This is a genomic window from Shimazuella kribbensis DSM 45090 (assembly GCF_000428065.1).
Classification (GTDB): Bacteria; Bacillota; Bacilli; order Thermoactinomycetales; family Thermoactinomycetaceae; genus Shimazuella; species Shimazuella kribbensis.
The window spans coordinates 120,891-139,657 of the sequence record NZ_ATZF01000007.1 but is presented as its reverse complement, the minus strand read 5'-3'; the positions used below and the strand labels follow the sequence as shown (position 1 = coordinate 139,657).

The following is an 18,767-nucleotide window of genomic DNA, read 5'->3' as shown; positions in this document are numbered from 1 at the left end:
GGGTAGAACGAAGTGGTATTTGGGAGTATGATCCCGTCATAAAAACAGTTCGCCCTCCTACTTGTTTAACTATGTTTGAGCTGGTTGAGACACAGATCTCGTATTACATGCGAAGCTATGGTAGACAAGGGGAGTAGGGTTACCGGCATAAATAGTGGGTAGGTGTGGGAAATGATGAATCCAGTAGTAGGCATTGATGTGTCCAAAGGAAATAGCCAGTGTCAGGCGTTTTTAGATAGGAATCAGCCATACAAAAAAAGCTTTCGTTTTGCACACACAGAAGAGGGATTCCAATCTTTCTTGAAGATCCTTCAAGAAATAGAGAAGGTAAGTGGAGTACGACCAGCCATTATTTTAGAGGCAACCGGACATTATCATCAGCCTGTCGTCCAAGTAGTAGAGAAACATGAGTACTTACTTATGGTGGTGAACCCTTTGACCTCTCAACGAGCGAAAAAGGCACATCTTCGGAAGGTGAAAACCGATGTCATCGATGCTTTTCATTTGGGGGATTTGTATTACAAAGAGGATTTTGAACCCTATAAACAACAAGCAATCCAACTGTTGAATTTGAAACATTTAACCAGACAACATGGGGCTTTGACAGCTACTTATGTACAAACAAAGTTACAGTTTCAAGCTGTACTTGATCAAATTTTTCCGCATTATGTAGGTGCTTTTGGCAATTTGTTTTCCAATGCCTCTTTAACGATCCTACTAGCATATCCCACCCCTCAATCGGTGATGGAAGTAGGAATCGAACCAATCATGAGGTTAATCCAAGAGAAAGCAAAACGTTCGGAGAGTTGGGCAAAGGAAAAAGCACAAAAAATCATAAGCGCTGCACAGTGTAGCCCAAATAGTAGAGTGATCTACGACAGTCATTTCATCACCCTTCACATGCTCATCTCTCTACTTTTGGAGCTTCAAGAGCATCTCTCGCACTTAGAGCAAGAAATAGATACTTTGGCTCAGGAAAGAAAGGAATATGATCTGCTTCGCTCGGTTCCTGGTATTGGAGACAAGATTGCAGCAACCATTTTATCTGAAATCGGGGGAATTGAAAGATTTGATCATGCTAAAAAATTAATTGCGTATTCAGGAATTGATCCAAGTGTATATGCATCAGGAAAGTTTATAGCGACCTCCAATCGCATCACAAAACGAGGTTCCAAACGACTGCGGCGAGCCTTATTTTTAGCTGTACAATGTGGGATACGTAAGTCTGTCAATCAGCAACTGAAAGAATACTATGATAAAAAACGAGCAGAAGGTAAGGCTTACAAGGTAGCGATCATAGCATGTACAAACAAATTAGTGCGTTGGATCTATGCAATTTTAAAACATGAACGACCTTATCTCACTCCATAACTTGGCCCAGTGACAGGGTTGCTGTTCTAATCCGCAAGATTATTTCCAATTGCTGTAATTCTAATTGAACCTTTTCGGGACGTTGGGCAAAAATAGCCAAAAAAAGATATTTGTGAATTGTCATGTTTTACCTTTGACAAAGGATATCTCACAGGATTACGTTATAGTCAATAAGTGATAGAGGGGTTAAATCATATGGGGAAATGTACTTCTAAATTGATCACCATTCTTCAAGCTGTATTCCGGAAATTGTTAGTTTCGTTTATTATTGCTTTCATCATAGGTGCTAAAGGTTTTATTTCTTATTATTATGGCGATTCATTAATATCTCAATATTCACTTTCCTCTTTTGGTGAAGATCTATTCTATTGGACTTATATTCTCTTTATTATAGGTGGGAGTACTTCGCTACTCTCTGATTTGATTACTTGGAAACTTCCTTTACGACGAAAAAGAACCGTTGCAGCTATGATCCATTTAGCACCCATGTTTTTATATGGATCATATTATGCATTTGACATGGTTTTGTTTTTTATTTGCTTAACAGTTGTTTTCGTCTTTTGGATAATGGATGAGTTGATTCGGTTTTATCAAAAAAATTGCGATATGTGTCTCAAACGAGTATATAGCAACTTTCAGTTAAAGAAGGCGACATGAATTGGTTTTTAAGCGAATTTATCAAGTCTTCTATTACAAAAAACGACCTAATTAGTCGAAAAGCAATCCTAGATAAGCTGAACCAGCTTTAAATAAAGGGCTGGTTCTTCGTTTTACATATTTAGGAAATAATCCTGCGGACTAGAGCAGCAACCCTGTCACTACCCCCTTTAGAAATGAATCTACTGTCGAACAAAACTCCAGAAAATCGATTAGCTTTCGCGATTTTATTCAAAATATTTCAATATAAAGGAAAATTTCCACAAGACGCTCTAGAAATTCCAGATCCAATTCTTAAGTACATCGCAAAGCAAGTAAGTGTCTCAGCTGATACTTTAAGTCGCTTTGATTTCAGTGGAAGATCTGCTAAATTACATCGTGTACAAATTAGGGAGTACTTTGGATTTCGGACGAGCACGATAGAAGATATGGATTTACTAGCTGAATGGTTACGTGCAAAGGTACTGAATCAAGACACCGATTTATCTTGGATAAAAGAACAAGCATACATAGAACTTCGGAAACGTCAGCTGGAACCACCAACTCAAGGCCGTATGGAAAGGTTCCTTCGATCCATTATCAAACTACATGAAGAAGAAATATTTCAAAACACATATAACCAGATAACAACTCAAACTATTAAACAAATGGATCGTCTTATCTATCTATGGACAGAAGAACCTGATTCAGGAGCAGAGGAAATGCCAATATCTTTTCGAGAACTTGTTTCTGATCCAGGAAGAGTAGGACTGGATAGTATTTTCCAGGAGATAAAAAAACTCCAAACCATACGAGAACTAGAGTTACCAGAAAACCTATTTTCTCATCTTCCTGCAAAAATGTTAAAAAAATATAGACAAAGAGCAGTATCTGAGGACATTCGGGAATTACGAAGGCATCCAGATCCCATTCGCTACACTTTACTTGCAGCTTTTTTTTGGAGTCGAAGTAGAGAAATTACAGATAGTTTGGTGGAATTACTCATTCAAATTGTCCATCGAATTGGCGCTCGTGCAGAAAAGAAAGTAGAGCGAGAAATACTTCATGATCTTAAAAAAGTGAACGGAAAAACCAATCTTCTTTATCGAATGGCAGAAAAAGCATTGGAACATCCTGATGGAATTATTAAAGAAATTCTATATCCAGTAGTAAATGAACAGACACTGAAGGATTTAGTAAAAGAAATCAAGCACACTGGTCCTGCCTTTCGTCAAAAGGTGTATACGGTCATGCGAGCTTCCTATGGAGCACATTATCGAAGAATGGTTCCACAAATATTAGATATTCTTCATTTTAAATCCAATAATGAGCTTCATAGACCTGTTATTGAGGCATTGGAATTATTGAAGAAGTATGCAAATACAAATCATCGGTTTTATGCTGAGGACGATAATATTCCCATTGAAGGGGTCGTTCGCTCCTCTTGGTTAGATACAGTACTAGATAAAGAAGAAAACCGTATTAACCGTATTACTTACGAAATAAGTGTGTTGCAAGCAGTAAGAGATAAGCTTAGATGCAAAGAAATCTGGGTAGTTGGAGCGGATCGATACAGGAATCCAGAAGAGGATCTTCCTGCAGACTTTGAATCACATCGTATAGAGCATTATGCAGCATTAAAACAACCTATAGAAGCAGAAGATTTTATCGAAAAATTAAAACAAAGGATGCACACCTCACTTGAAAAACTAGATAAAGGTATGCGTCAGAACCAGAAAGTACGAATTTTATCAAAAGGATCTGGTTGGATATCGGTAACGCCATTAGATGCTCAGCCTGAACCCAAACACATCACAGCTATCAAAACGGAAATCATGAAAAAATGGTCCATGACAAGTTTGCTTGATATTTATAAGAGACCGATTTACAAATAGATCTAACCCAGCACTTTAAGACACTAGGAAATCGTGAAGTTTTAGATCGAGAAACCATTCAGAAAAGGCTTATTCTTTGCCTTTATGGATTAGGCACGAATACAGGTTTAAAACGTGTATCCGCAGGTGATCACGGGGAAAACTATAGAGATTTATTGTATATTAGGCGCAAATTTATTCATAAAGAGAATTTGAGACAAGCTCTTTCGGAGGTTGTAAATGCCATTTTACGAACTCGTATGCAAGACATTTGGGGTGAAGGGACAACTGCATGTGCCTCTGACAGTAAAAAGTTTGGATCATGGGATCAGAATTTGATGGCAGAATGGCACATTCGTTATCGAGGTAGAGGTGTAATGATTTACTGGCATGTGGAGAAGAATTCCACCTGTATCTATTCACAATTGAAATCTTGTTCCTCTTCAGAAGTTGCGGCAATGATGGAAGGATTACTTCGACATTGCACAGAGATGGAAGTAGAGAAAAATTATGTTGATACTCATGGTCAAAGTGAAGTTGCATTTGCATTTTGCCACTTGTTAGGTTTTCAGCTTATGCCAAGGTTTAAAGCCATTCATTCTCAAAAATTGTATCGACCTGAGCCAGAGTTAGGTGATCTTTATTCTAACTTAACCCCTGTTCTAACAAGACCTATCAATTGGGAACTCATTCGGCAACAATATGACCAAATGATGAAGTATGCTACAGCTTTGCGTTTAGGTACAGCGGAAACAGAAGCTATACTAAAAAGATTTACTCGCAATAGTAGCCATCCAACCTATCGAGCTTTAGGCGAATTGGGTAAGGCTATAAAGACTATTTTTTTATGTGAGTATCTGCATTCAGAGGAGATAAGAAGAGAAATTCATGAAGGTTGAACGTAGTTGAAAATTGGAACTCTGCCAATAGTTTTATCTTTTATGGAAAAGGTGGAGAGATCCAAACAAACCAAATCGAAGATCAAGAAGTTGCTGTACTATCCTTGCATTTACTTCAAAATTGTTTAGTCTTTATTAATACTTTAATGATTCAGGAAGTGTTGTTGGAAAATGATCAACGCATTTTAAAGAACCTTCATCCTGAAGACTTCCGTGCTCTTACTCCGTTGATCTATGCTCATGTAAATCCTTATGGCACCTTCCAGTTGAATATGAATCAACGAATATCTCTACAGCGTAACAGTGCTTGATAAATGAAAAAAAACACCCTAATTGGGGTGCTGAACCGATTCGACAAATAAGATGCCACTCCATTTTTGTATTTATATGTATACGTATATATCGTAGAAAAAAGATGTTTTGACATGAAAATAGAAATAAGAACATATACTTATCTTCTTATTTCTTAGCGAAGAGTTTCTTTCTATTACTTTGTTTTAGTTCTTTGACTTAAATAGTAGCTTAATAATATTTAATATGTTATTTTAAAATGTAATTATATAAAATATTATTAAAAAGAAAGGGGGAAGTTTCATGCAAGATGATTCATCGGTCATTGTCCTTTTCAAAAGTGCTACACGAAGAGCGATGACAGTGAAAGTAATGCTTGTAATCTATTTTATTTGCGCCATCCTTTCTATTATCGTTTCATTTAGAAAGATAAATATTTATTCTGGAAAAACAATAAGTCAGCTGAACTCAGATATGGATATCTTGAAAATCTCCCAACTTAGCCAATATGCGGGACTTTTACAATTGTCTGTTTTTTGCATTACTGTTATCTTCTTTTCATTGTGGATTTTTCGTATTTATCAAAACATGTCCGCTTTGGAAGCTAGTGATTATTTAAGAATGACACCTGGTTGGGCAGTAGGATGGTATTTTGTTCCCATCGCTAATCTATTTAAGCCATATCAAGGAATGAAGGATGTTTGGAATGCATGTGATACAGAATACGACAAACAGAGAGGGCATTCGTTAATTAAATGGTGGTGGATTATTTTTTTGTTATCCCATCAAATATTTAGTTATACAATCACCCCGCCTACTATGGATAACGTGATTCTAAATTTAAAGATTTCCACTGGTTTGGCATTTCTAGATGTAATTTCAACTGTATTAGCTTTTATATTAGTAACCCGATTAACAAAGAAGCAAGAGAAGAAACGGCAAACACTAGTATCCAATGGTGATTTAACATAATCCAGAAAATATTTCATCCGTAAATCAAATACAAATAAAAATATGCTCTAATATCATAATCTAAGAGAGAATTACTTAGATTACTCTCTCGAAAATCAGATGATTAAAGAGCGTGTTCATTTATGTGGGGACAGGGTTCTTGGATGTTTATGAACATAAGATCAAAAGCCAAAGGTTTAATTCTTTTGGCTTTTATTTTTTTGGATAACCAATAATTTTTAATTTATGGGGGTAATTTTTTCTCAGTTTTCTGCAACAGCTTCCAATGGCTTATAATGATATTTACAATTATATATATTAAAATATTATTATATTAACACTTCGCCTAATAAAAAAGAAAGGAAAATTTTATGTCACAGAAGCAGCAAGAAACTACCTCATCCTTGGTATCTTTAATAATCTTTGTTCCTCTCATCATTATAGCCATTGTCGTTTTACCGTTATCAAGTTTGCAACTCCTCCCTCTGCTTCCAAAGATGACCCGTCTTTACGATACTTCCCTGAGGGTCTTCAAGAAAAAATGGATCTATCGCCCGATGATTCCCATTTCGTTTTTTCACATCGTCAAGGAGAATTTTCCAGTATCTATACGAGTAATTCTTCTGGATTAAAGGTAGTTCGCTTAACATTTGCTAAAAAAGGCGAATTTCATATAAACCCAACATACTCACCAAATGGGGAACAAATCGCATTTATCTCGTCTAGTTCAGATCGAACCCATTCTCCTCTTTTTCTAATGAGTAAAGACGGAACACGTGTCAGACAATTAACTGGGAAAAATACAATGGTTCAAGAAACCATCTTTTCTGCTGATGGGAAAAAAATTTACTTTGTTCAAGCCAAACGGTTGGAAACTCAAGCAGGCTACCCTATTCCTACAGATCTTGACCTGTACTCTTTTGATCTAGCTGAGAATCGTATGCAACAACTTACTCATTGGAATGAAAGTAGCTTGTACAATTTGAGATTAATGGAAGCTGGTAAAAAACTCATTTTTATTAAATCAAGCAATATAGCACCTCACCACATAATCTTCTCATTAGATCTGAGTACTCCAGAAAAAAAGGTGTCTGATATCAAACCTAACATCACGATGAACGGTTCAGGGATATTAAGTTTTGCTATTTCTGACAAATCGGCTCTTGCGTTCACTGTGGAATTCAATAATGGCAATACTATTGAACCCAGGTATGATATCTATTTAACGGATCTACATGACCGACCACTTTATGCTGAACCATTAGCCACAACATTTTATCATGTTCAAAAATTTTATCATCATAGTAATAAAATACTTTTAACTCCTCATGGAGATGAATTTTTCCAATACGAAATGGATACAGGTAAATTTTTCACAGGAGGGTCGATTAGAATTCCATTGAACACATACAAATAGATTAAAACAATAGAGATTTAATAGGATATATGAGAAATGCAAATTTTTGTTATATATATTTCATAGCTGTTTTTTAACTGCTGAGCCCCTCTATCCCCCTATATAGGGGGATTTCGTCTTTAGTAATACAAGAGATCCCCATTTCTGAACCATCCCCTTCGATTTTCTATCTGCCCAATCTACTTCATGGGCTTGTGATGTATAGACTTCTTCTAATTCTTCACTTGTTAGATTACTTTTAAATATGTTTACCGAATATGTCTTCGGTAAAGTTAAAGGTTGAAATCTATTGCTTTGCTTTTTCTTTACCGAATACGTAGAATTGCAGTAGTAATAATACTTTACCGAACACGAATTTAGAAAGAAGGTTTCTGATGAACTACTTAGATCCCTTTCAAACCTATCTTCATGAAAGTGGAAAAGGAATTCGAACCATTTCCGAATATGTAGCAGCTGTTCTTTCTTTGGAGAAATGGATATTGGGTCGTTTCGAAGATTTTCATCCGGATCACATTACGGCTCGTGATCTGCACGAATGGATTTCCTTTATGCAAACTGTTGAAAAATTAGCTCCAGCAACCATCAATAAACGAGTAGCAGCAATCAAAGTGTATTGGTCTTTTCTTATTCAATATGGCCATTCCACTCTCAACCCTACCTTTAAAGTAAAGATGAAAAGAATTTCTCCTTTGGACCAATCTCATAAATGGTTGGATCGTAATCAACAAGACAAATTCATTCATCAACTGGAAAAAGAAAAAAACGCTTGGAAGAATGCTCGAAATTTAGCCATTGTACAATGCATGCTGCAAGCAGGGTTACGAATATCAGAAGTTGCTTCGTTGGACATGCAGGATATCAACATTAAAAGAAAAACTCTTACTGTTATTGCAGGTAAGGGTGGGAAAAATCGGGTTACTTTTATCAATCTGGATCTCCTTCGAGCATTAGAAACCTGGATAGACATTCGAGGATCAATAGAATCATCTACTTTATTTCTATCCGAACGAGGTCATGAACGCATGACACGCCAAGGAATTCACTATTTAGTGAGAAAATACTTAGATGTAATGGATTTAGAGGATTACTCCGCACATTCACTTCGTCACTCCTTTTGTCGGAACCTGATTGATTCGGGACAGCCTTTGCAGATAGTGGCACAACTCGCAGGACATGAAAGTTTAGAGACAACACGAAGATATATAACCCCTAGCCAACAAGATCTAAGGCGGGCAGTAGAAAGCATTAGCACAGAAAAAAGTTGATTCCTATTATTTGGAAGCCAGATTGCACCTGGTGACAGCTACGCTGGTATTACCCCATGCCCATCAAGCTAAAAACAAAATAGTCCCCCAAACCAAAAAAAACACGCTATTCTTTCTTTAGTAAATGGAAGGATGATGTGTTTTTGTGAAGAGAAACACCAAATAAGAACTTCATTTGTTTTCACAAGTATTGCAAAACCAGCTAATATCTTTCTCCAATAGAACTTGAACAGTTGGCAAGAGCAACCGGATTTGTGGGACGAACGAGCATATATCGTGGAACAAGTTACGAATCTATGCTACGCCAAAAAGTGTTTAAGGTGATCAAAATCTACTATATAATGAACTTACCTCCAAGTGAAAGGTTGCTTCCATGAACACGGAACACATCGACTACGTAGATGATGATGAAATGGAACACATCGGCTGCGTGAACGACGATGAAATGGAACTCTCCCAACCGGGTGAACTTCGTAAGGATGAGAAAATCCTTGTGCTCTCCCACGAGCAGGGGAAGCTTTCGTTCGAGGATTTCAGAGTCTTTTTGACCGGTACCGTTCTCTACAAGGTCAATTACGATCTTGTTCTTCCCCGTGGAATCGAGTTCGATGGTCAAGTGACAGAGGAAGAGCAGAGGTTGCAAGGCTCGGCAGATGAGGCATATATCGAAGAGTACCATCTAAGTGGATATGGACCAGAAATCCGCTTGGGCTCCTCATGTCTGGTGTTTTTTAATAAGGATCTGAGGATCGAGAGCATCCATTCCACCAACAGGTAGCATATGGTTCTTGCACCATTTGCGAGCCAACCCCAGGATCGTTTTAGGTTCTGGGGAGAGTTTATAAGGGAAATTATATAGATAAGAGCTAAAAAACACGCTATTCTTTCTTTAGGATTTGAAAAAGGAAGGATGGCGTGTTTTCTGCGAAAGGAACAACTGTAGAAGAACTTCATTTATTTTCACAAGTATTGCAAAAATATCTCTCTCCTACCGAATTGGAGAAGTTAGCAAGAGCAACCGCATTTGTGAGACGAACAAGCAAATATCGAGGACAAGACCTAGTGACTTTATGTGTGTGGTTGAGTCACAACTTAGCAAGCACATCTCTAACTCAGTTATGTAGTGAGTTGGAAGCTGCGACAGGAATCAGTATGAGTACAGAAGGTTTAAATCAGCGACTGAATGGAAATGCGGTAACCTTTCTCCAAGAATTATTTGCAAATCTACTAAAAGCAGAAATGAGTTCAACTAGTTCTATTCCAAGTGAATATCGGAATCATTTCCTGAGGATTCGTATTCTAGACTCTACCACATTTCAAGTTCCAGACTCTCTTACGGAACATTATCCAGGAGCAGGTGGTTGTGGGCATACAGCTGGGGTGAAAATTCAATTGGAATATGACTTACATAGCGGGCAGTTCTTGAATCTGGATGTAGGGGCAGGAAAAAAGAATGACAAAACCTTTGGTACTACTTGCTTATCCACCCTTCGACCGGGTGACCTGTGCATACGAGACTTAGGCTATTTTTCGCTAGAAGATCTGGATCAGATGGATCAGCGAGGTGTTTCTTATGTATCTCGGTTAAAGCTAAATAATCGAATCTACCAAAAGAATCCAGAACCGGAATATTTCCAAGATGGAAGGATCAAGAAACAAACCGAATATCTCCCACTGGATCTAGATGCTATCATGAACCGCATGAAACTCGGAGAAACCGTGGAAATCCGAGAAGCTTACATTGGAAAGGATAAAAAGCTAGCTGCTCGAGTCATTTTGTACCGACTTACCGACTCTCAAGTACAGAAAAGACGAAAAGATCTAGCCTATAAAGAGAAGAAAAAGGGAGTGAAGTATTCGGAAAAAAGCAAACGTTTAACCGGAATCAATGTTTATATCACCAATATTGCTTGGGGGATTGTCCCAAAAGAGCATATTCACCATCTCTATTCCCTGCGTTGGCAAATCGAGATCGTGTTTAAAACATGGAAATCTTTTTTTTAGATTGACAGATGCAAGAATGTGAAACGAGAGCGGTTAGAGTGTCACCTATATGGACAACTCATCGCAATCCTTATCTGCTCCTCCACCTTATTTCGGATGCGAGAGCTTTTGCTACGTAAAAATCGAATGGAGGTAAGTGAGTATAAAGCTTTTTACATGATTCAAACCTATTTCCCTTTGTTCTCCCAAGCCTTACAACAGGAAAACACCCAAACCTATACAAAGATCCTGTTTCGCCTATTCCACCTTCTAAAGAAAAATGGGCGAAAATCTCACCGATATGAGAAAAAGACAGTCTTTGACATTTTGGGTGTTATCTATGAATATACCACAAAAGTAGCATAGCATATTTTTAAAAACAAGCCTACCTAGGCTTATTTGGTGTACCATTCTTTTCCATATGTCAAGATTCTTCTCTGTTGTTTACTCCCTTTTCATCTTTCACTTCTCTTAGCTTGATGGGCATGGGGTAGAACCAGCATCCGGAGACTGAGGGAAAACGTAACCATATAATGGAATCTATTTGACGGACTAGAGCAGCAACCGTTTTATCCAAACAAACTCAACTGCTGACCAGGATCAAAGTTAAGCCGAAATTGCTTGTGTGTCATCACGGTACCGCCAAGCTGTAAGCCGTCCACCGCTACCACATGATCAAAGGATACATTGGACATTGCGCGAGGTTACAGCGTCGATTGTAGCAGATGCATTTTCATATAGCATACCTTCTTTATGCCAGATATCATTTATTTGAAGCTGTTCCATGTGATTACTCCTTTGATTGTTAAGCTCACAATATACCGAAATGAAAATAAATGGAATCTACTTTGCGGGTAATGATACGTTCGCTGGTACGACACCTATTCTATCGATAAGGTTACATCACTTATGTATTATTGACATGTAACTAATGCGAAGGGGTGTTATGATTGGCTGGTGGTAAAGATAAAACAAGACTTAATATAATATTGACCAAGGATCTAAAAACAGAGTTAGAAAAAGAAGCAGAAATGGAACAAAGAAGTTTGTCCAATTATATTGCTTATTTACTTCAAAATAGAAAGAACATTAAGACTTAGATAGAGATAAGGCACCGATTCGCACATTGAGGGGCCACACTGGAAAATATATGAATCTATCATGCCGCTTTTGTACTTATCTCGGATCAGTGCGTTTTACCCCTAAAAGAAAAGCCTATCGGAACAAAGATAGACCCCTTCTTAAAATGTATTTTATTTCCAGAGTGGCCCTTCATTTCTCGAATCGGTTCCGTACCCCTGTCAACCTCCAAATGGCGAATGGAAAAAAAGAAAGTAAAAAAGTGATGGAGGCAAAATCAGCTTCGCTACCACTACCCTTAGTAGAAAACATTCCTTTATAAAAGTTCGGGCCATTCGTTCTCGGATGAGAAACGAACGACCCCCGATCAGAACTTGACCAAAGAATCGGAGCCAACTCCAACAAACTCCATAGCATTGGAGTCTACCTCGAAGAACTCCCTCGCGACATGAAGCACAGCATCCCTCGATACACCATTGCCAATGTAACGTGGGGCTACCATTTCTCCGAAGGTAAAATGGATCGTCTTTGAAGTTTCTGCTGCACAACTATGCACTTCGCTCTTGATCCAGCCCCGTTCCTTCTTATTCACCGTCCTTAGCTTGAGAAGCTTAGAAATCGCTTCAAGAAAACATGTGCAGATTGCCGCCAATGCGAGCATTTCCAGACCTTCATCTTTAAAGCCAATTGCGGGCTGTCCAAGATTTTGGAGGAAATGATTGTACTTACCGAGCAGATTCTCGGCCAATGTTTTCCCTTCTTCACTGACCATCTGTTCCAGTTCTTGTCGATTCTTCTTCTCGTAAACCTCTCGGATCGGTTTCGATTGTTTCTGGAGGTCATCACGGATTTTGCTGTGGTTATCCTTCATGATCTCGTTTGTCAGTTCTTGCGAAGTCATCCTCACTCCTTGGTAGTCTGATCGGTAGACACTTATCCTTTCATTTTAATGTATTTATCAAAATATTTCATTGTTTGATCTAACATTGGGATACGTAAACGATTCGAGGAATGAGGGGCCACATCTCAATAAAAAATCAAATAAGTAAAAATATAGGGTATCTATCAGTAGAAAGCGACGAGTTTATTGCTTATTTGGAAAAATTTTCAGATGTGGCCCCTCATTCTCCGAATCGTTCACATACCCCAATGTATTCTCTTTTTATACGATTAATCGTAGAAGGTACATTCTATGAAGTAAATTGTTGCTCTATTAAATTACGTATTAAACGTATTACTTTCATTTCAGCGTCTTTTATAGTCGTCTTTGCGACTAACTTTTATGGTATATTTATCCCAACTTCTAAGGAGTGATAGACTTGATTAGATTACATAAGGATTTGTCTGAATTTATTGAAAGACTTCAGGAAGAGGTAATACCTAATTCTCCGATTAGCTCTGTTCATGCAGAACTAGATGCTACCTTAACGATTGGTGAAGAGGCTCATGTAGAAGAGCAAAGTTTAAGGCTAGAGGTATACTTAGTTAATTGGGGAGCTGGTCTGGAGCTACGTGCAGACTTAGACTCTGAATTATTAACCGTTGACTCTCTTTTAGAAAGCATTCGTGGCATCGCTGAACTAGTAGTAACCAACGAGGATAACGATGAAGATATCATAGGTGAGCAAATTGACGTTTTTCTTCGCGAAAGAAATCTTTCACACGTACTTGAATTCTTTGGTACCACTTATGAATTTGTGAATCTTGGCCGTAATGCTGCTATGATGGCAGACAGTTAGAACGCAAAGAATGCGGCAAAGCAAAAGAGCCACCTTCGGAGGATGGCTCTTTTTATTACAACATACGTTCCTATTTATTTAGAAACATGTTAATTGTAGCAAACAGCGTAGCTGCTACCAAGTGCAAACTGACTTGTAATAATTTACAGTTAGCTTGCGGGAAATAGCAGCTTCGCTGGTGCTCCTCTAATTCCTCAATAAATGAATGTAAGTGTAAAAAATACTTTCTGAATCGTTTGTTATGATTTCATAAAGGGGTAGAGTCAGGATTTTGACAATTTACAACGCTAAGATAAAAATCCTTGTATCAATAGGGTTTAATCTATTGAGACTTAAGCTATTTTGCACCAAATAAAGTTTTCTAGTGTCTCATATGACTTGTATCAAAAATCTTATCGTTGTTACATTCTTCATTTTTATCACTACAAACTTCTTAACGTTGTAAATCCGCATTTTCGGGACGCTACCCCTATAAGAGAAAGCGACATTTGCTGATCGCTTTTTCAATTTATCTCTTTACTTCCTAACAACAGGAATCCAAATTTCACCAAAAACGAACCCATTTCGCTGGCCCAACTTAACCATTGCATTTGGAGCACCAACATATGCAAAATCTTTAGCTTCTGGCAAGATTTGACCAAAAGCAATGCCTTCAAGTTTACTATTCAATTCATCAGCCGTCTTCCCTTCCCCTTTCACAATCAGGTACTCCCCCTTAGGAAAATGGATAACTCCGGCTTCTTCTGGTGCTGATTCTTCTGTCTGGACACCAGCATAATACATCATCTTGCCATTCACTCTTTCGTTCACGGAAAAAATGTAGTCATTTGTGGATAGGGCTTTTAAAGTGTCAAGCCTTCCATCTTGGCTGATAGCCTGCCAAAAGTCTGATTTTTCCTTGTTTAAGTTAGCATAGTCTGTTGTAAGCTCCGTTCCAAAACCTACAACGGTAAAGCTGTCTTTTTCTTCAAGTGTATAATTTGTCATATTCAATACCTTCCTTTTTTTTATGAATTGTTTTCTTTGCTTGATAGGTATATCATAGCCTTAAATCATGTCAAAAAATGATACTGTTTAGGAGTCCCGATGAAAAAAGTTGAACCGGATTAATATCATCATGCGGTATATCAACAACCGCTCCCACTTTACCATTTCTGAAATCATGCGAGAATTTAACATCTCTCGTTCGACAGCTATTCGAGATATCAGAGAAATTGAGTCCATGGGGATGCTACTCGTCTCTGAAGTTGGAAGGGATGGGGGTTATTCTGTCATGCACAACTCCGTCCTGCGAGAAAAAAGAATTTAAATAAGCAGTAAGTAACTACGAACAACCGACTATTTACCTTAACGTACAGGTAGTCGGTTGAATCGTGTCCGGGATATATCTAAGCGTACAATTATCCCGGAATGATACGGTGACCACTATTTAGGATGGATGGGATAAAACCCTATATCATTCTAGCGAGTTCACATATTGGTAATGGCTTTGTGTCTATTTTGCGGACTAGGGGTATGTGAACGATTCTAGGAATGAGGGGCCGCACTGGAAAATATATCTATTTATCGTGCCGCTTTTGGAATTATCTCGGATTGCTATGACAGGGTTGCTACCATAAACCGCAAAGTAAGTTAACCACTCGCATGGGTGGTTTTTTATTTTCCGCGGCGCGCGGCGGAAATATAGCTGGGAGTGAAACGGGGATGTCGGGGGACGCTTAGTCGGGCGACTTGTTGAGCGAAACGGAGATATTTGAAAAATATTATAGTAAGCGAAACAAGTAATTTATCACTATCCCTTTGATATCGCAGCATTCAAAGCTTTGTTATTTTGATGATTTTTTAGCAATTATTTAGATATTATTTTGTTCTTATTTTACTTCGTAGAATGTGCCTTCTACGATTAATTTAAGTACTCCGAGTACCAACGCAAAAAAGCGTAGTTGTCACCAAATGTATCTTTATTAAGAGGCTTTAGATGTCCTGTAGGTTAATTCATTTTACTTTAGGTCACCTAAAGTAAAGCCGAAACCTCTATTCAAATTCCTATAATTTCTTTTCGTTCCATAAAGATGAATTACCTTTTGCGAAAAATATAATCAGATTATTGAGATAAAAATGAATATATTAATAGGATTTTTAGAAGTTATACCGAAAATATTTTATATAGAAATGGTAATAAATGAAAGAAGTAGAAGGAGGATGACAATGCCGCGTTATGCTAAAGTTGAACCCTTTGAACTCTGGGAAAATTTTTTACCAAATGGATCGAAAGAAATCTTTAAGGAAAAGGACTTTATTGCCCTAGATAGTATGAGTATTTCAGATGAAGAAGTACGTTATTTAAGGAAATATAGAACAGTAAACTGTCCTGTTTGTAATGATGAACTCCATTTTAGGTTTGGTCATGTTAAGAGTAAAACTGGTGAAGAAGTTAACTCTTGTTGGTTTCATAAAAAGAACGGAAAAGAGAATTGTCATAGCTCAGAAGGTGTATCCCATGCCATGATTAAAAGTTTTGTATTTCAGAAAATGACGGAACGTGGTTACCGAGTATATGAGGAAAAGAAGTATAAATTTGGAGGTAGGTCTGTCAGAGCGGATGTTGCTGTGATAGAAGAATAGAAAGAGAACGAGGTTCTAAAATTGGTTGTGGAAGTGCAGGCGTCTAATACAACACAAACTGAAGTGAAAAAGCGTATTGCTGCTTATTTTCAAGAGAATGCCCCAGTATCTTGGGTGTTGTTTTTAGTCGGTTTTTTTCCAAACTATAAGATGGATAGTGGAGTAGTATATGATGCTGAATTAGATGACTATGTTGATGCCCCTTTATTGTCGGATAAAGAGTATCCGTTTTATTTGGTTGGTGAGGATAATCCTGTGTTCAACTTCATCATGGATCACTATTTTTTTGTAATAGGAGTAAAGCATGATGGAAGAATTTTTTTGATTAGACGCTCTCCTGAAACAGCAATGGAAAAGGAGCATGCACTTTTAAGAGGGGAAAAATGGACTTCACGAGATGATTATTATTTAGCAAGTCTCATTGATGATGATCGTATTGCAGATGTTCTTCTAGGTACACCATTAGTTCCCATAGAATATGCATTTTCTGAGAAGACAACAAAACCGAAAGAAGTAAGTGAACATGATTTTAAAGGTAATGATTGCCTTGAGTTATATCAAGAGAATGAGTCTAAAAGAAATGTCTTTATTGATTTTGATGGAGGGCGAACCACTGGAAACACTCTAAATAGTTTGAAATTAATTATGGAAACACAAGCAGCAGCTTGGAGAGCACGTTTGGAAGCAAAAGCGCAGTTGGAAAAAGAAAAGCAAGAGCGTTTAGAAAGAGAAAAAGAGGAACAAGAGCGAATAAAACAACAGAAATTACAAGAAGAACGATTAAGAGTAGAGATGCAGCGAAAGAAAGATTTAGAAAATCAAATAAAGAAGAAATTAGAGATAGAGCATCCAAACAATAATCTAAAACAATCTAGAAATCCCAATGGGATATCAGCACTTAACAAAGAGAATCAGTCAAAAGCGTTTCATCATGCACCTGAAGGAAATTTGGATAATCTTAGATTTTGGAAAGAGAAAATAAGTTCTTTGAATCAAATCACTTTACCCATGATTAATCTGGACCCAGAAACATTTGATCTGAAAAGAAAATTAGAAACATTCCCTGTTCGGAAATCCTATATAGATAAAAGATTTAAACAAGTAGATTTAGTATGTGATGTTGTTTTAGATTTAGGCCTCGGTAACCCAATTATCATAGATATTTTTCATGTACACAAAAAAGCCGGACAAAATTTAACCAAATTTCGTGAATTAGGTTATCCAGTATTTTCAGTCAATGTTTCATTAGATCGAATGGGCTCTTTTATCTTATTTTACTCACCAAAATATGATCGATTAGAAAAGTTGTCGTTGCAACTTAAAGGTGTGAAACAGAAGTTTGAAAAATAGTCGATGATTTAAAGGAGGAATATTCTTGGCATGAAAGAGAACAACAATCTTGGGCAATTGAAAAACATGGTGTTAAATTTTGGACTGCATCTACTTGGAAAGTAATGAATGAATATAAAAAAATTCATCCAGAGCACCTAGTTATTGAATCTAAAGAAATGAAACTAACATCTGAAAAAGTAAAAGAGTGGGTTCAAGACATAAGAGAAAAAGAACGGGAACAAAAAAAGATCCAAAATGCATTAGGCATTTGTTTACAGAAAAAGCAATTACCTTATGCTATTCCTAAGAAATACTTAGAGATAGATTTGTTAGATGGTATTATCCCACTCCCACCAATCAGTGTAAATTTTGGATTAAGGGACCCTCTACAGTCTTTAACAAGCACCATTGCAAGTAATTGGGGGATATTCTTTCTCGAAAAGACACTAGAAGAAAGTGTAGAGCATTTTATCAAATTTAGACCTAAGTTTATAGGGTGGGAGAAATTAATTCCTTACCAAGTTGCGAAATTAGCAAAAAGAAAATTCCCTTTAACTGCTTTTCAATAATCGAATTGATGAAATATACCTACAAAGGGCATGAATTTATACCCCGATGACTTTTATTTTCCGACGATGGTTCTTTTTGTAGAAGGACAAGAAACGGATAGCTTGGTAAGCATGGTTCAACAAACCGCCCAAGAAGTAAGTTAATCAAGGGCGGTTTGTTGAACCGATTTTTGTGTTTGTATTAGTGCAAGTATAAAGATATACAATAGGGATAGTATCAAAATGGCCTTGATTGCATCTATACTCGAATTAAAATACAATCAGATAGGAAGTATCTACTGGTGTTCACAGACGGGTTAAATTGCATCCTTATAGGAATTGAAACTCGCTTTCTTCTTGGCCTTTCTCGTTGCGATATCTGTAACAATTAAATTGTATCCTTGTAGGAATTGAAACCTCTCATCTTTTGACCACTTCACACCGTCCCAAATTAAATTGCATCTTTATATGCTACTTTGCGGTTAATGGTAGAAACCCTGTCACTGGGCCTACATAGGGTAAGGCACCGATACCCACATTGAGGGGCTAATCTGGGGATTAATTACAAAATCACGCCAAGTTAATAGATACAGTCAATATTGATCGTGATATGATAAGGTTACTGTAGGTCGATTTCCTCAGGGAGTAGCAATGATCATCGCATTGATGTCAGCGGGCCGCACTACTTTTACAACAAAAAAGCGAGGGTTTCTCCCATGCCCATCAAGCTAAGAAAAATAATTACATCAAGAATAA

The 18,767-nt window shown here is 37.4% G+C and carries 13 protein-coding genes and 3 pseudogenes; 14 read left to right on the top strand and 2 right to left on the bottom strand.

Annotation, left to right across the window (positions count from 1 at the left end; genetic code table 11):
- The first annotated feature begins 174 nt into the window (after positions 1–174).
- From A3GQ_RS0112320 to A3GQ_RS26290, 9 genes and pseudogenes are all read left to right on the top strand, one after another.
- Complete coding sequence (locus A3GQ_RS0112320; RefSeq protein ID WP_028777302.1) at positions 175–1,371, top strand: IS110 family RNA-guided transposase; 1,197 nt, start codon at positions 175–177, stop codon at positions 1,369–1,371.
- A gap of 195 nt (positions 1,372–1,566) precedes the next feature.
- Positions 1,567–2,028 (top strand): hypothetical protein, encoded by a 462-nt coding sequence (locus A3GQ_RS0112315; RefSeq protein WP_028777301.1) that lies wholly within the window; start codon positions 1,567–1,569, stop codon positions 2,026–2,028.
- A gap of 176 nt (positions 2,029–2,204) precedes the next feature.
- Positions 2,205–5,091: pseudogene (locus tag A3GQ_RS24310) on the top strand (Tn3 family transposase).
- 283 nt (positions 5,092–5,374) lie between these two features.
- Positions 5,375–6,043: a DUF4328 domain-containing protein gene (locus A3GQ_RS25720; protein WP_028777300.1), complete on the top strand. Its 669-nt coding sequence runs from the start codon at positions 5,375–5,377 to the stop codon at positions 6,041–6,043.
- Between the two features lie 520 nt (positions 6,044–6,563).
- The gene (locus A3GQ_RS0112300) at positions 6,564–7,439 is read left to right on the top strand and encodes a TolB family protein (protein ID WP_028777299.1); all 876 of its coding nucleotides are present in this window, start codon (positions 6,564–6,566) and stop codon (positions 7,437–7,439) included.
- 374 nt (positions 7,440–7,813) lie between these two features.
- On the top strand, positions 7,814–8,704 hold the full coding sequence (locus tag A3GQ_RS26295) for a tyrosine-type recombinase/integrase (protein WP_083964220.1): 891 nt from the start codon (positions 7,814–7,816) through the stop codon (positions 8,702–8,704).
- Positions 8,705–9,077: 373 nt separating this feature from the next.
- Complete coding sequence (locus A3GQ_RS0112290; RefSeq protein ID WP_028777298.1) at positions 9,078–9,482, top strand: hypothetical protein; 405 nt, start codon at positions 9,078–9,080, stop codon at positions 9,480–9,482.
- 137 nt (positions 9,483–9,619) lie between these two features.
- Positions 9,620–11,053, top strand: a pseudogene (locus A3GQ_RS24295) (IS4 family transposase).
- A 584-nt stretch (positions 11,054–11,637) separates the two neighbouring features.
- A complete protein-coding gene (locus A3GQ_RS26290; protein WP_083964219.1) occupies positions 11,638–11,787 on the top strand; it encodes a ribbon-helix-helix domain-containing protein in 150 nt (49 codons plus the stop codon).
- A gap of 347 nt (positions 11,788–12,134) precedes the next feature.
- On the opposite strand, the gene A3GQ_RS0112270 is transcribed toward A3GQ_RS26290, so the two are convergent.
- Positions 12,135–12,668, bottom strand: a complete 534-nt coding sequence (locus A3GQ_RS0112270; protein WP_028777297.1) for a hypothetical protein — start codon at positions 12,666–12,668, stop codon at positions 12,135–12,137.
- Between the two features lie 418 nt (positions 12,669–13,086).
- On the opposite strand from A3GQ_RS0112270, the gene A3GQ_RS0112265 reads away from it, so the two are divergent.
- On the top strand, positions 13,087–13,506 hold the full coding sequence (locus tag A3GQ_RS0112265) for a hypothetical protein (protein ID WP_028777296.1): 420 nt from the start codon (positions 13,087–13,089) through the stop codon (positions 13,504–13,506).
- 516 nt (positions 13,507–14,022) lie between these two features.
- On the opposite strand, the gene A3GQ_RS0112260 is transcribed toward A3GQ_RS0112265, so the two are convergent.
- Complete coding sequence (locus A3GQ_RS0112260; protein ID WP_028777295.1) at positions 14,023–14,493, bottom strand: GyrI-like domain-containing protein; 471 nt, start codon at positions 14,491–14,493, stop codon at positions 14,023–14,025.
- Positions 14,494–14,602: 109 nt separating this feature from the next.
- Between A3GQ_RS0112260 and A3GQ_RS0112255 the strand changes: the two are divergent.
- From A3GQ_RS0112255 to A3GQ_RS0112240, 4 genes and pseudogenes are all read left to right on the top strand, one after another.
- Positions 14,603–14,797, top strand: a pseudogene (locus A3GQ_RS0112255) (HTH domain-containing protein); the annotation flags it as partial.
- Between the two features lie 917 nt (positions 14,798–15,714).
- Positions 15,715–16,131, top strand: a complete 417-nt coding sequence (locus A3GQ_RS0112250) for a hypothetical protein (RefSeq protein WP_028777293.1) — start codon at positions 15,715–15,717, stop codon at positions 16,129–16,131.
- A gap of 21 nt (positions 16,132–16,152) precedes the next feature.
- Entirely contained in the window at positions 16,153–17,481 is a 1,329-nt protein-coding gene (locus tag A3GQ_RS0112245) for a hypothetical protein (protein ID WP_028777292.1), read from the top strand.
- 158 nt (positions 17,482–17,639) lie between these two features.
- Complete coding sequence (locus tag A3GQ_RS0112240) at positions 17,640–18,032, top strand: hypothetical protein (protein WP_211227730.1); 393 nt, start codon at positions 17,640–17,642, stop codon at positions 18,030–18,032.
- Positions 18,033–18,767 lie beyond the last annotated feature (735 nt).

What these genes read in the sequence shown, in the direction of transcription:
- A3GQ_RS0112320 (WP_028777302.1), top strand. Translation starts at nt 175, where the DNA reads ATGAATCCAGTAGTAGGCATTGATGTGTCCAAAGGAAATAGCCAGTGT.
- A3GQ_RS0112315 (WP_028777301.1), top strand. Translation starts at nt 1,567, where the DNA reads ATGGGGAAATGTACTTCTAAATTGATCACCATTCTTCAAGCTGTATTC.
- A3GQ_RS25720 (WP_028777300.1), top strand. Translation starts at nt 5,375, where the DNA reads ATGCAAGATGATTCATCGGTCATTGTCCTTTTCAAAAGTGCTACACGA.
- A3GQ_RS0112300 (WP_028777299.1), top strand. Translation starts at nt 6,564, where the DNA reads ATGGATCTATCGCCCGATGATTCCCATTTCGTTTTTTCACATCGTCAA.
- A3GQ_RS26295 (WP_083964220.1), top strand. Translation starts at nt 7,814, where the DNA reads ATGAACTACTTAGATCCCTTTCAAACCTATCTTCATGAAAGTGGAAAA.
- A3GQ_RS0112290 (WP_028777298.1), top strand. Translation starts at nt 9,078, where the DNA reads ATGAACACGGAACACATCGACTACGTAGATGATGATGAAATGGAACAC.
- A3GQ_RS0112270 (WP_028777297.1), bottom strand. Translation starts at nt 12,668, where the DNA reads ATGACTTCGCAAGAACTGACAAACGAGATCATGAAGGATAACCACAGC.
- A3GQ_RS0112260 (WP_028777295.1), bottom strand. Translation starts at nt 14,493, where the DNA reads ATGACAAATTATACACTTGAAGAAAAAGACAGCTTTACCGTTGTAGGT.
- A3GQ_RS0112250 (WP_028777293.1), top strand. Translation starts at nt 15,715, where the DNA reads ATGCCGCGTTATGCTAAAGTTGAACCCTTTGAACTCTGGGAAAATTTT.
- A3GQ_RS0112240 (WP_211227730.1), top strand. Translation starts at nt 17,640, where the DNA reads ATGAAACTAACATCTGAAAAAGTAAAAGAGTGGGTTCAAGACATAAGA.